Here is a 12,963-nt window from a genome sequence, read left to right on the forward strand (position 1 = left end):
CGGGTGGGGGCTCAGAAGTTCAAGGTGCGCTTGTCGACGGCCAGCGCCGCTTCCTTGGTCGCCTCGGACAGCGACGGGTGGGCGTGGCAGATGCGCGCGATGTCCTCGGCCGAGGCCTTGAATGCCATCGCCACGACGGCTTCGGAGATCAGCTCGGAGGCATACGGGCCCACGATGTGCACGCCCAGGATCTCGTCGGTCTTGGCGTCGGCCAGGAACTTGACGAAGCCGGTGGTGTCGCCCAGCGCCCGCGCACGACCGTTGGCCATGAAGGGGAACTGGCCGGCCTTGTAGGCCACGCCGTCGGCCTTGAGCTGCTGCTCGGTGCGGCCGACCCAGGCGATCTCGGGGCTGGTGTAGATGACCCACGGGATGATCGAGAAGTCGACATGGCCGTGCTGACCGGCGATGCGCTCGGCCACGGCCACGCCCTCTTCCTCGGCCTTGTGGGCCAGCATCGGGCCGCGCACCACGTCGCCGACCGCCCAGACGCCAGGCAGGTTGGTGCGGCAGTCGCCGTCGACCACGATGGCGCCGCGCTCGTCGAGCTGGAGGCCAACCGCTTCGGCGTTCAGGCCGGTGGTGTTGGCGACACGGCCGATCGAGACGATCAGCTTGTCGACGGCCAGCGTCTGCTCGGCGCCCTTGGCGTCGGCATAGGACACGAGCACGCCCGCGCCGCTGGTGTCGACCTTCGAGATCTTCACGCCGAACTCGAACTTCAGGCCCTGCTTCTGGAAGGCCTTGAGCGCTTCCTTGGCCACGCCTTCGTCGGCTGCACCCAGAAAGCCGGGCATCGCCTCAAGGATGGTGACCTCGGCGCCCAGGCGGCGCCAGACCGAGCCCATCTCCAGACCGATCACGCCCGAGCCGATCACGCCCAGCTTGGCGGGCACGGCGCCGATGCGCAGCGCGCCGTCGTTGGACAGGACCTTGTCCTCGTCGAAGGCGGCACCGGGCAGCGCACGCGCGGTCGAACCGGTGGCGACGATGACCTGCTTGGCGGTCAGCGACTCGGTGGCGGCACCGGCGACGGTGATCTCGTAGCCGCCCTCTACCGCCTGGGCGAACGAGCCGCGGCCGTGGAAGAAGCTGACCTTGTTCTTCTTGAACAGATAGAGGATGCCGTCGTTGTTCTGCTTCACGACGGTGTTCTTGCGGCCAATCATCTTGGCCACGTCGATGGTCAGGTCCGACAGGCCGATGCCGTGTTCGGCGAAATGGTGGCCAGCGTGCTCGAAGTGCTCGCTGGACTGCAGCAGCGCCTTGGACGGGATGCAGCCCACGTTGGTGCAGGTGCCGCCGGGGGCTGGGCCGCCCTTGTCGTTCTTCCACTCGTCGATGCAGGCGACGTTGAAACCGAGCTGGGCTGCGCGGATCGCGGCGATGTAGCCGCCGGGGCCGCCGCCGATGACGACGACATCAAAAGACTTGGACATGGTTGAACCTATCGTTCTCGCCCGGTTCCTCGCATCGGGGAAGCGGGCGGATGGAGTCAGGACGTGAGGTGGGAGCGCATGCCCGGCGGCGGGGCCGTCGGCACGAAGATCCACGTCAGGATGTAGAGCAGCACGCCGGTGCCGGCGAGCAGGAAGAGCAGTGCGAAGGCCAGCCGCCACAGCCAGGCCTCGGCGCCGGTCAGGCGCGCGAGCCCACCGCAGACGCCGGCGATCCAGCGATCGTCGAGCGAACGGCGCAAGCCGTTGGCAGCCACCACACCGGCCACCGGCAACTCGCCCGACAACAGCCTGGCCTTGGCCTGCACAAACTCGCTCTCGCTGAGTACGCCACGCTGGCGCAGTGCGTCAAGTTGCTGGAGTTCGTCGGGAAGGCTCATGGCGTGTTCCTCACGGGGAGAAGCAAGGGCCGGCGCAGAGCCGGCCCAGCGACATCGATCAGATGTCGAACAGCAGGCGCGACGGGTCTTCCAGCGCTTCCTTCATCGCCACCAGACCCAGCACGGCTTCGCGGCCGTCGATGATGCGGTGGTCATAGGACATCGCGAGGTAGTTGATCGGGCGCACCACGACCTGACCGTTCTCGACCACCGCTCGGTCCTTGGTCGCGTGCACGCCCAGGATGGCCGACTGCGGCGGGTTGATGATCGGCGTCGACAGCATCGAGCCGAAGGTGCCGCCGTTGGAGATCGAGAACGTGCCGCCGGTCAGCTCCTCGATGCCCAGCTTGCCGTCCTTGGCCTTCTGGCCGAACTCGGCGATCTTCTTCTCGATGTCGGCAAAGCTCATCTGGTCCGCATTGCGGATGATGGGCACCACCAGGCCACGCGGCGAGCCGACCGCGATGCCGATGTCGAAGAAGCCGTGGTAGACGATGTCGTTGCCGTCGACCGAGGCGTTCAGGACCGGGAACTTCTTCAGCGCGTGGACCGCCGCCTTGACGAAGAAGCTCATGAAGCCGAGCTTGACGCCGTGTTCCTTCTCGAACTTGTCCTGGAACTTCTTGCGCATGTCCATCAGCGGGGCCATGTTCACTTCGTTGAACGTGGTCAGGATGGCATTGGTCGATTGCGACTGCAGCAGGCGCTCGGCGACGCGGGCGCGCAGGCGGCTCATCGGCACGCGCTGCTCGGGGCGCTCGCCCAGGTTCTGAGCGGCCGGGGCCTTGACGGCGGGCAGCGGCTTGGCGACGGCCGGCGCGGCCGGCACGGCAATGGCCGGAGCCGCCACGGCGGCCGGCTTGGCTGCACCAGCGGCAACCGCGCCGAGCACGTCGCCCTTGGTGATGCGGCCGTCCTTGCCGGTACCAGCCACCGAGCCGGCGCCCAGTTGGTTGTCGGCCATCAGCTTGGCCGCAGCGGGCATCGCGACGCCGGACTTGTCGACGCCAGCGGGCGCGGCAGCGGCGGCCGGCGCCGGCGCGGCAGCGGCGGCCGGCGCAGCGGCACCGCCCTTGCCTTCGGTGTCGATCTGCGCGATCAGCTGGTCGCTGACGACCGTGCCGCCGTTGCCGACGACATGCGAAGCCAGCACGCCAGCGGCGGGTGCGGGCACTTCGAGCACGACCTTGTCGGTCTCGATCTCGATCAGGATTTCATCCATCGCCACGGCTTCGCCGGGCTGCTTCTTCCATTGCAGGAGGGTCGCCTCGGCGACCGACTCGGACAACTGGGGGACCTTGACTTCAACGATGGCCATTTGGAATCTCTTTTGTTCGGGGAGTTGCAGCGCGTTCGACGCCCAGCCTGAAGCCGGGCACACACACGCGACGGGAGCGGCGCGCAGCGCCCGCTCCCGTCACTCGGACACTCACTTGGTGAGCACGAAACCCTTGATCTTGCCGAAGGCCTGATCCAGCAGCGCCTTCTGCTGCTCCTGGTGCAGGTGGGCATAACCAACGGCCGGCGATGCCGAGGCGGCGCGGCCGGCGTAACCCAGCTTCTGGCCTTCGAGCATGTTCTCGTGGATCTGGTGCTGCACGAAGAACCAGGCGCCCTGGTTCTGCGGCTCGTCCTGGCACCACACCACGTCGGTCGCGTTCGGGTACTTCTTCAGCTCCGAAGCGAAGGCCTTGTGCGGGAAGGGATAGAGCTGCTCGACGCGGATCACCGCGACGTCGCTGGCCTTCTTCTCCTCGCGCTTCTTGACCAGGTCGTAATAGACCTTGCCCGAGCAGGCGATCACGCGCTTGACCTTGGCACCGTCGATGGCCGCGTTCAGCTCTGGGATCACGGTGCGGAACTCGCCCTTGCTGAACTCGGTCAGCGGCGAGGTCGCGTCCTTGTTCCGCAGCAGCGACTTGGGCGTCATGATGACCAGCGGCTTGCGCAGCGGGCGCACCATCTGGCGGCGCAGCAGGTGGAAGATCTGGCTGGCGGTGGTCGGCTGAACGATCTGCATGTTGGTGTCGGCGGCCAACTGCATGAAGCGCTCCAGACGCGCCGAGCTGTGCTCGGGGCCCTGGCCTTCATAACCGTGCGGCAGCATCAGCACCAGGCCATTGACGCGGCCCCACTTGACCTCGCCCGAGGCGATGAACTGGTCAATCACGACCTGCGCGCCGTTGACGAAGTCGCCGAACTGGCCTTCCCAGATGGTCAGCGTGTTCGGGTCGGCACTGGCGTAGCCGTATTCGAAGCCGAGCACGGCCTCTTCCGACAGGATCGAGTCGATGACCACGAACGGGGCCTGGTTCTCAGCCACGTTCTGCAGCGGCACGTAGGTGCCGATGTCCCACTTCTCGCGGTTCTGGTCATGCAGGACGGCGTGGCGGTGCACGAAGGTGCCGCGGCCGCAGTCCTCGCCCGACAGGCGCACGGCATAGCCGCTGGCCACCAGCGAGGCGTAGGCCATGTGCTCGCCCATGCCCCAGTCGACGTTGATCTCGCCACGGCCCATCGCGGCGCGGTCGGCCAGAACCTTCTCGACCAGCGGGTGGACCTTGAAGTTGCTGGGCACGGTCGTGATGCGCTCGGCCAGTCGCTTGACCTCGACCATCGGCAGGGCCGTGTCGGCGCTGTCGGTCCACTTCTTGCCCAGGAAGGGCGCCCAGTCGACCGCGTACTTGCTCTTGAAATTGGTCAGCACCGGATCGACCGTGTGCTTGCCCGCATCCATGGCGGCGCGGAAGTCCTTGACCATCTGGTCCGGACCATCGGCCGGCAGCACGCCCTGCGCCACCAGCTTGTCGCCGTAGAGGCGGCGGGTGCCCGGGTGCTGGGCGATCTTCTTGTACATCAGCGGCTGCGTCAGGCTGGGCGTGTCCTGCTCGTTGTGGCCCAGCTTGCGGAAGCAGATGATGTCGACGACGACGTCCTTCTTGAACTGCTGGCGGTAGTCCATCGCCAGCTGGGTGCAGAACACCACGGCTTCGGGATCGTCGCCGTTCACGTGCAGCACCGGCGCCTCGATCATCTTGACGACGTCCGAGCAGTACAGCGTCGAGCGGCTGTCACGCGGGTCGCTGGTCGTGAAGCCGATCTGGTTGTTGATGACGATGTGCAGCGTGCCGCCGGTGTAATAGCCGCGCGTCTGCGCCAGCGCCAGCGTCTCCATGACGACGCCCTGGCCGGCGAAGGCTGCGTCACCGTGGACCAGCACCGGCAGGACCTGGTCGCCGGTCTTGTCGCCGCGACGGTCCATGCGGGCCTTGACCGAACCTTCGACGACCGGGTTGACGATCTCGAGGTGCGACGGGTTGAAGGCGAGGCTCAGGTGGACCGGACCGCCAGCGGTCGAGATGTCGCTCGAGAAGCCCTGGTGGTACTTCACGTCGCCCGAGGGCAGGTGTTCCGGCGCGGTGTGGTCGAACTCGGCGAACAGGTCCTTGGGCATCTTGCCCAGGGTGTTGACGAGCACATTCAGGCGGCCGCGGTGGGCCATGCCGATGACCATCTCCTGCACGCCGTGGCTGCCGGCGCGCTGCACGACCTCGTCCATCGAGGCGATGAAGCTTTCGCCGCCTTCGAGCGAGAAGCGCTTCTGGCCGACGTACTTGGTGTGCAGGTAGCGCTCGAGGCCTTCGGCGGCGGTCAAGCGCTCAAGGATGTGCTTCTTCTCTTCGGCCGTGTAGGACGGCTTGCTGCGGCTCGCCTCCAGGCGCTCCTGCCACCAGCGCTTCTCGGTCGGGTCGGTGATGTGCATGTACTCCGCACCGACCGAGCCGCAATACGTGTCACGCAAGGCCTGCACGATGTCGCGCAGGGTCATGTTCTCGGCCTTGCTGAAGTAGGTGTTCGCGGCGCTGAACGTGATGTCCATGTCGGACTCGCTCAGGTCGTAGAACGCCGGCTCCAGCTCGGGAATCTTGGGGCGCTCGGTGCGCTTGAGCGGGTCGAGGTCGGCCCAGCGCGAACCGAGGAAGCGGTAGGCGGCGATCAGGGACTGGACGTGGACCTGCTTGCGGGCGACGGCGAGGTCGGATGCGCTGGCCTTCAGGGCGAAGGCGTTGGCCTTGGCGCGCTGGGCGAACGATTCGACGACCGGTGCGTGGGCCACATCGCGGCTGTCGGAGCCGTCGGTGGCGGGCACATGCTGGAGCGCGTCGAAATAGTCGCGCCAGTTGTCCGGCACGGAGCCGGGGTTGTCGAGGTAGGCCTCGTACATCTCTTCGACGTACGGTGCGTTGCCTCCGAACAGGTAGGAGTTCGACCTGTATTGCTGCATCATCTTTCGCTCACCTCTCGCCCTGGTGCCCAGGACTTCGATGGGTTGAACAACCTTCCGCGACACGGCTTGACCGGTTGGCGGATTGCGACCCGCCTTGACTGTTGCCAGAGAAGGGGACGGGAAGGACCTCAAGTCAGGGCGCGAATGTAGCACCCGCAAGCCGTCGCGAAACTTGCAAGCACGGGCGTGAAACGCACGCTTTCGTGTCTTGCGCCAGAGCGATCCGGACGGCTCAGCGACGCGCGAAGGGGGCCGCCAGCGGCTCGCCGACGAACACCCCCTGCTGGGGCCAGGCGACGCTCTTCCAGTAGGCCTCGATCGCTGTCGCGCCCTGCAGGTAGTGCAGCAGCAGGACCTGCGGATGCGGGAACTTCTGCAGGTGGTTGCAGGGCTCGCTGACGGTGCCGTAGCTGGCCGTCGCTCCGGCTTCGAGCCAGGCTGTCGCCGGGGTCTGGCCGTCGACCGCATCGAGCAGACCGCCGTAGGAGGTCAGGTGATCGGCCAATGCCCCCGGCACCCAGTCGAGCGTCGCGATGCCCGCCGGCAGCACCGCCAAGCCGGTCTGCACCACCAAGACCCGCTGCGCGCCCTTCGGGATGTCGCCCGGCCAGGCCTCGATCTGCAGCGCCAATTGCGGGATCGGCCCGGTCGGCGGAAACAGCGCGGCCCGGACGTTGCGCGCCGCATCGGCGGTCGACAGGAACCAGGCCTGCACCGGCGGGCTGCCGCGCAGGCCCAGCTGACCGTCGGACGCCACGCCGCGGTCGATCAGGCGGCGTGCCGACTCGATACTGGCCGACGCCAGCAGCATCGAAGGGCGCCAGCCGTGGTCCTTGAAAGGCTCGCTCGATGGCGAATTGAAGTAGGTCGAGGCACTGGCGCGGCCGCAGGTGTGGCGGCACAGTGCCTCGTCAACCCCGAAGGCCAGCGCCCCGGTGATCGACAGGCAGCCCACCGCATAGGGCCGAGTCCAGGCCAGCGCCAGGGCCTGGATCTGGGGTCCGAAATGGGCGTCGATGGCAGCCTTCAGTCGGGCCAGATCGCTGGCCGACAGCTGGGCCTGCATCGGCAGGGCGATGCGCAGAACCTGCTCGGGCGACAGTCGGCGACGTTCGATGTAGTGCTCGCCGACCGCGATCGAATAGGGATCGCCCTCATTGATGACCAGCCCGATCTGCGAGGCATTCAGGCGGCCAAACACCCGTGGCACCTGCACGACCGGGCTGACCGCCACGGCCGAGGCCGGCGCCGAAGCCTGCGCCCAGACGGGCATCGTGACCCACAGGCCGCACAACACCGCCGCAAACGCAGACAAGGCGCGTTTCGCCATGCAAAAATAGGTCTTGCGATTCAAGAGGGCAGTCATGACGAAGAAAGACGGCCAGACGCCAACGATTCAGGTCCTGGAGCGGACCTTCCTGCTGCTGGACGTGCTGGCGGCGCACAGGGATCCGGTCTCGCTCAAGCAGGTCAGCGAGCATACCGGCCTGCATCCGTCGACCGCGCACCGCATCCTCAACGACCTCGCCGCCGGACGCTTCGTCGAACGGCCGGAAGCCGGCAGCTACCGCCTGGGCATGCGTCTGCTGGAACTCGGAAACCTGGTGAAGGCCCGCCTGGACGTGCGCGACGCAGCGCTCGCCCCGATGCGCGAGCTGCACAAGGTCACGCACCAGCCCGTCAACCTGTCGGTGCGACAGGGTGACGAGATCGTCTACATCGAGCGGACTTATTCCGAGCGTTCCGGCATGCAGGTGGTGCGCGCCGTCGGCGGCCGGGCGCCGCTGCACCTCACCTCGGTGGGCAAGTTGTTCCTGGCCCAGGACGACCCGCAACGGGTGCGCGCCTATGCCGCCCGGACGGGGTTGGCCGGACACACGCGCAACAGCCTGACCGAGCTGACCCAGCTCGAACGAGAACTCGCCAAGGTGCGCCAGACCACGCTGGCCCGCGACAACGAAGAGCTGGAGCTTGGCGTGCGCTGCATGGCCGCCGGCATCTACGACGACCAGGGCAAGCTGATCGCTGGCCTGTCCATCTCGGCACCGGCAGACCGGCTGGAAGAAGGATGGAGCGAACGGCTGAGGGAAACCGCCAGCCAGATCTCCAAGGCGCTGGGCCATCAGGCCAGCTGAGCCTGCCGCAGCAAGCGCCGGGCGAACCCGGTCAGCGCATCAGCGCAGGGGAAGCGCGGGCGCCTGAGTGGCCGCCGCGTGGCCACGCTCGATCCACTGGCGGACCCGTTCGGCATCACCCAGGCGGGAATACTTGCCGGCCGAATCCAGGAACACCATGATCAGCTTGCGGCCCGCCATCTGGGCCTGCATCACCAGGCATCGACCGGCCTCGGAGATGTAGCCGGTCTTCTGCAGGCCGATCTCCCAGTTCGGATTGCGGACCAGGCGATTGGTGTTGTTGAACTGGACCGTGCGTCGGCCGATGTCGACCTCGGCATCCGGCGTGGTCGAAAACTGGCGCAGCAGCGGGTAGTCGTAGGCGGCACCGACCAGGCGAGCCAGATCGGGTGCACTCGAACGGTTCTGGCTGGACAGCCCTGTCGGCTCGACGTAGCGGGTGTCAGACATGCCCAGGCTCACGGCCCTGAAGTTCATGGCCTTGACGAACTCGGCGAGTCCGCCCGGATGGTGCCGGCCCAGCGCGTTGGCGGCGCGGTTCTCGGAGGACATCAGGGCCAAATGCAGCATCTCGCCGCGGGTCAGCCGGGTGCCGATGGCCAGGCGCGAGGAACTGCCCTTCTCGGTGTCGATGTCGGCGGTGGTGATCTCGAGCTCGTCGTCCAGCGACGCCCCGGACTCGACCACCACCATCGCGGTCATCAGCTTGGTCAGCGAGGCGATCGGCAGGACCGCCTCGGAGTTCTTGCTGAACAGCACCTCGGACGTGTCCTGGTCAACCACGAAGGCCACGTTGGACTTCAGTGCCAGCGGATCACTGGTGTGCTGCAGGCCGGCCGTGCGGCCAACCGACAGGCGCTCGGGACGGGCGGCAACAGCGCGCGTGCGCACCAACTTGCGCTGGGCGATGACCTTGCCGGACTTGGCTCGCGCCTCCGACTTCAGACGCTGCGGCGACTTGCGCTGTGCCGCATCGGCCGTGCCGGCCGCCAGCAGGCAGGCCACGACCAGTCCGACCAGCATCTGCCAGCGCAAACCCATGGCACGCGACAGGAACAGCTGGGGCAAGGGCTTCAGGGCAGACATGGGGCGCGATCTCGGGAAGGAAGGACGGGTCCCCGCCCATGCCCTAGACAAGCCATTCGGGCCTTTCCAGGAACCGTCCAGGCTCGTCAGCCCTGGTCGGAGACACGTCGCGGAGATACAACTGAACACAGTCTATGGGAATCACCAACCCGAGGCAACCTCTTGATTTCACGAAGAAAACAGGAATTCGGCCTGTACTCCACAGACCCCCCCGATGCGGGGTGGGTCGCCGATCAGCCTTGCGCCGCAACCCGCTCGGCCTTGCTGTGCAGCTTGTTGAGCGCCGCCAGATAGGCCTTGGCCGAGGCCACGACGATGTCCGGGTCCGCCCCCACGCCGTTGACGATCCGCCCGCCCAGTTGCAGCCGAACGGTCACCTCGCCCTGGGATTCGGTGCTGCCCGACGTGATCGCGTTGACCGAATAGAGCATCAGCTCGGCGCCGGTGGACAGTCGCGACTCGATCGCCTTGATGCTGGCATCGACCGGTCCGTTGCCGTCGGCCTCGGCGTGGTGCTCCACGTCCCCGGCTGCGAAGGCGATGCTGGCGTGCGGGCGCTCGCCCATCTCGGAATGCTGTGACAACGCCAGCAGGCGGTAGTGCTCGACCTTCTGGTCGCTTTCCTCGTCGCTGACCAGCGCCAGGATGTCCTCGTCGAAGATCTCGCTCTTGCGGTCGGCGAGGTCCTTGAAGCGCAGGAAAGCGGCGTTGACCTCGGCCTCGGAATCCAGCTCGACACCCAGGTCCGTCAGGCGCTGCTTGAAGGCATTGCGGCCAGAGAGCTTGCCCAGCACGATCTTGTTGGCGCTCCAGCCCACGTCCTCGGCCCGCATGATCTCGTAGGTGTCACGCGCCTTGAGCACGCCGTCCTGGTGGATGCCCGAGGCGTGTGCAAACGCGTTGGCACCGACCACGGCCTTGTTCGGCTGGACGACGAAGCCGGTGGTCTGCGCCACCATGCGCGAGGCCGGCACGATCTGGGTCGCATCGACCCGCACGTCCAGGCCGAAGTGGTCGCGGCGGGTGCGCACCGCCATCACGACTTCTTCCAGCGAGCAGTTGCCCGCCCGTTCGCCCAGGCCGTTGATGGTGCATTCGATCTGCCGCGCGCCACCGATCTTGACGCCGGCCAGGGAGTTGGCCACCGCCATGCCCAGGTCGTTGTGGCAGTGCACGCTCCAGATCGCCTTGTCGGAGTTGGGCACACGCTCGCGCAGGGTTCGGATGAAGTTGCCGTACAGCTCGGGAATGGCATAGCCGACCGTGTCGGGGATGTTGAGCGTGGTCGCGCCCTCCTCGATCACGGCCTCCAGCACGCGGCAGAGGAAATCCGGGTCCGAGCGGTAGCCGTCCTCGGGCGAGAACTCGATGTCCGCGCACAAGTTGCGGGCAAAGCGCACCGCCTGCCGAGCCTGTTCGAGCACCTGCTCGCGGCTCATACGCAGCTTCTTCTCCATGTGGAGTTCGCTGGTGGCGATGAAGGTGTGGATGCGGGCCCGGTTGGCACCCTTGAGCGCCTCGGCGGCACGAGCGATGTCGCGGTCGTTGGCGCGCGCCAGCGAACAGATGGTCGAGTCCTTGATGACATCGGCGATGGCCTTGACGGCCTCGAAGTCGCCATTGGACGACGCCGCGAAGCCGGCCTCGATGACGTCGACCTTCAGGCGTTCGAGCTGGCGCGCGATGCGCAGCTTCTCGTCGCGCGTCATCGAGGCGCCGGGGGACTGTTCGCCGTCACGCAGCGTGGTGTCGAAGATGATGAGTTGTTCGCTCATGGCGGGTCTCCTGGAGGTCGTCGGATCAGGCGGTGGACGTTGCAGCGGCGTCGGCGACGCCTTCGTTCACGGCGCGCTGCCAACCTGACAGCACCGCCTTGATCGAGGCGCTGACGATGTTGGCGTCGATGCCGACGCCGAACAGCACACGCGTGCCCACCCGCAGTTCCACATAGGCGGCGGCACGCGCCTGCGCCCCGCTGCCGATGGAATGTTCATGGTAGTCGAGCACTTCCACGGACCTGCCGCCAGACTCGGTCAGCGCCTGCACGAAGGCATCGACCGGACCGTTGCCGGCGCCAGCCAGCCAACGTGGCTCGCCATTGCCCACCAGGCCACCACCGATGCGGGCGCGCAGCCGCACGCTGCCATCGCCGGCATCGTCGACCTGGGCCGGCTGCGGCATCGCAACGTCGACCGCGGCCAGGCCGTAGACCTCGTCGAACAGGCGCCAGAGATCGGCCGCTGCCAGTTCCTTGCCCTGCACGTCCATCACCGCCTGGACCTGCTGGCTGAACTCGATCTGCAGGCGGCGCGGCAGCTCCAAGCCGTACTCGGTCTCGAGCAGGTAGCTGATGCCGCCCTTGCCCGACTGGCTGTTGACGCGGATCACCGCCTCGTAGCTGCGACCGAGGTCCTTGGGGTCGATCGGCAGGTAGGGCATGTCCCAGACCTCACCGTCCCGGCGCGCCGCGAAGGCCTTCTTGATGGCGTCCTGGTGCGAGCCCGAGAACGAGGTGTAGACCAGCTCGCCGACATAGGGGTGGCGCGGGTGAACGGGGATCTGGTTGCAGAACTCGACCGTGCGGCGGATCGCGTCGATGTCGGAAAAGTCCAGCCCCGGCGCGACGCCCTGGGTGTAGAGGTTGAGCGCGACGTTGACAAGGTCGAGGTTGCCGGTGCGCTCGCCGTTGCCGAACAGGCAGCCTTCGACCCGGTCGGCGCCGGCCAGGATCGCCAGCTCGGCCGAGGCCGTGCCCGTGCCACGGTCGTTGTGCGGATGCACGCACAGCACGATGCCGTCGCGGCGAGCGAGGTGGCGGTCCATCCACTCGACCATGTCGGCGAACACGTTGGGCGTGCAGTTCTCGACCGTCGACGGCAGGTTGACGATGCAGGGTCGCGCCGGACTGGCCTCCCAGACGGCGCTCACCGCATCGACGACGCGGCGCGAGACCTCCAGCTCGGTGTTGGAGAACATCTCCGGCGAGTACTGGAAGGTCCAGCGCGTGGCGGGCTGGCGGGCTGCGAGGTCACGCAACATGGCGGCGTGGGTGGTGGCCAGCTCGACGATGCCGTCGACGTCCAGACCGAGCACGATCTGGCGCATCACCGGCGCGGTCGCGTTGTAGAGGTGCACGATCGCCGCACGCGCGCCCTGCAGCGACTCGAAGGTGCGCTCGATCAGGTGGCTGCGCGCGGGCGTCAGCACCTGGATCGTCACGTCGTCGGGGATGCGGTCTTCCTCGATCAGGCAGCGCACGAAGTCGAAATCGGCCTGCGAGGCGGACGGGAAACCGACCTCGATCTCCTTGAAGCCGATTGCCACCAACGCCTCGAACATCCGCAGCTTGCGGGCCACGTCCATCGGCTCGATCAGAGCCTGGTTGCCATCGCGCAGGTCGGTGCTGAGCCAGCGCGGCGCGGCGGTGATCACCCGCGAGGGCCAGCAGCGATCCGGCAGGTCGACCTGGGGCGCGGGACGGTACTTGGCGGCGGGGTTCTTGAGCATGCTCATCGGGGGACTCCTGGAGAGGTGGGGTGCAACGCCGCGCCGGGGATGTCAGGACCTGAAGGACAAAAGAAAACGGCCCGCTGCGTTGCGCAAGACGGGCCGTTGAT

Annotated in this window: 9 protein-coding genes; 1 reads left to right on the plus strand and 8 read right to left on the minus strand. The window is 67.1% G+C overall.

Annotation, left to right across the window (positions count from 1 at the left end; genetic code table 11):
• Positions 1-11: 11 nt before the first annotated feature.
• The 5 genes from lpdA to EV685_RS04815 all read right to left on the minus strand — a co-directional run bounded on the left by lpdA (position 12) and on the right by EV685_RS04815 (position 7,479).
• A complete protein-coding gene (gene lpdA, locus EV685_RS04795; protein ID WP_130480791.1) occupies positions 12-1,439 on the minus strand; it encodes a dihydrolipoyl dehydrogenase in 1,428 nt (475 codons plus the stop codon).
• A gap of 56 nt (positions 1,440-1,495) precedes the next feature.
• A complete protein-coding gene (locus EV685_RS04800) occupies positions 1,496-1,837 on the minus strand; it encodes a PspC domain-containing protein (protein ID WP_130480792.1) in 342 nt (113 codons plus the stop codon).
• A 58-nt stretch (positions 1,838-1,895) separates the two neighbouring features.
• Positions 1,896-3,155, minus strand: coding sequence for a 2-oxoglutarate dehydrogenase complex dihydrolipoyllysine-residue succinyltransferase (gene odhB, locus EV685_RS04805; RefSeq protein WP_130480793.1), 1,260 nt, complete (start codon positions 3,153-3,155; stop codon positions 1,896-1,898).
• A 111-nt stretch (positions 3,156-3,266) separates the two neighbouring features.
• The gene (locus tag EV685_RS04810; RefSeq protein WP_130480794.1) at positions 3,267-6,125 is read right to left on the minus strand and encodes a 2-oxoglutarate dehydrogenase E1 component; all 2,859 of its coding nucleotides are present in this window, start codon (positions 6,123-6,125) and stop codon (positions 3,267-3,269) included.
• Positions 6,126-6,357: 232 nt separating this feature from the next.
• Positions 6,358-7,479, minus strand: coding sequence for a TIGR03790 family protein (locus EV685_RS04815; RefSeq protein WP_242615421.1), 1,122 nt, complete (start codon positions 7,477-7,479; stop codon positions 6,358-6,360).
• A 10-nt stretch (positions 7,480-7,489) separates the two neighbouring features.
• Here EV685_RS04815 and EV685_RS04820 point away from each other — a divergent pair, with 10 nt between their 5' ends.
• Positions 7,490-8,260 carry an IclR family transcriptional regulator gene (locus EV685_RS04820; protein ID WP_130480795.1) on the plus strand — a complete coding sequence of 257 codons (771 nt, stop codon included), beginning with the start codon at positions 7,490-7,492 and terminating at the stop codon, positions 8,258-8,260.
• A gap of 39 nt (positions 8,261-8,299) precedes the next feature.
• Here EV685_RS04820 and pbpG read toward each other — a convergent pair whose 3' ends face one another.
• The 3 genes from pbpG to leuA all read right to left on the minus strand — a co-directional run bounded on the left by pbpG (position 8,300) and on the right by leuA (position 12,853).
• A complete protein-coding gene (gene pbpG, locus EV685_RS04825) occupies positions 8,300-9,283 on the minus strand; it encodes a D-alanyl-D-alanine endopeptidase (RefSeq protein WP_420820808.1) in 984 nt (327 codons plus the stop codon).
• Between the two features lie 296 nt (positions 9,284-9,579).
• On the minus strand, positions 9,580-11,121 hold the full coding sequence (locus tag EV685_RS04830) for a 2-isopropylmalate synthase (RefSeq protein ID WP_130480797.1): 1,542 nt from the start codon (positions 11,119-11,121) through the stop codon (positions 9,580-9,582).
• Positions 11,122-11,146: 25 nt separating this feature from the next.
• On the minus strand, positions 11,147-12,853 hold the full coding sequence (gene leuA / locus EV685_RS04835; protein WP_130480993.1) for a 2-isopropylmalate synthase: 1,707 nt from the start codon (positions 12,851-12,853) through the stop codon (positions 11,147-11,149).
• Positions 12,854-12,963 lie beyond the last annotated feature (110 nt).

Source organism: Sphaerotilus mobilis (assembly GCF_004216565.1).
Classification (GTDB): domain Bacteria; phylum Pseudomonadota; class Gammaproteobacteria; order Burkholderiales; family Burkholderiaceae_C; genus Sphaerotilus; species Sphaerotilus mobilis.

What these genes read in the sequence shown, in the direction of transcription:
- leuA (WP_130480993.1), bottom strand. Translation starts at nt 12,853, where the DNA reads ATGCTCAAGAACCCCGCCGCCAAGTACCGTCCCGCGCCCCAGGTCGAC.
- lpdA (WP_130480791.1), bottom strand. Translation starts at nt 1,439, where the DNA reads ATGTCCAAGTCTTTTGATGTCGTCGTCATCGGCGGCGGCCCCGGCGGC.
- pbpG (WP_420820808.1), bottom strand. Translation starts at nt 9,283, where the DNA reads ATGCTGGTCGGACTGGTCGTGGCCTGCCTGCTGGCGGCCGGCACGGCC.
- EV685_RS04810 (WP_130480794.1), bottom strand. Translation starts at nt 6,125, where the DNA reads ATGATGCAGCAATACAGGTCGAACTCCTACCTGTTCGGAGGCAACGCA.
- EV685_RS04830 (WP_130480797.1), bottom strand. Translation starts at nt 11,121, where the DNA reads ATGAGCGAACAACTCATCATCTTCGACACCACGCTGCGTGACGGCGAA.
- EV685_RS04800 (WP_130480792.1), bottom strand. Translation starts at nt 1,837, where the DNA reads ATGAGCCTTCCCGACGAACTCCAGCAACTTGACGCACTGCGCCAGCGT.
- EV685_RS04820 (WP_130480795.1), top strand. Translation starts at nt 7,490, where the DNA reads ATGACGAAGAAAGACGGCCAGACGCCAACGATTCAGGTCCTGGAGCGG.
- odhB (WP_130480793.1), bottom strand. Translation starts at nt 3,155, where the DNA reads ATGGCCATCGTTGAAGTCAAGGTCCCCCAGTTGTCCGAGTCGGTCGCC.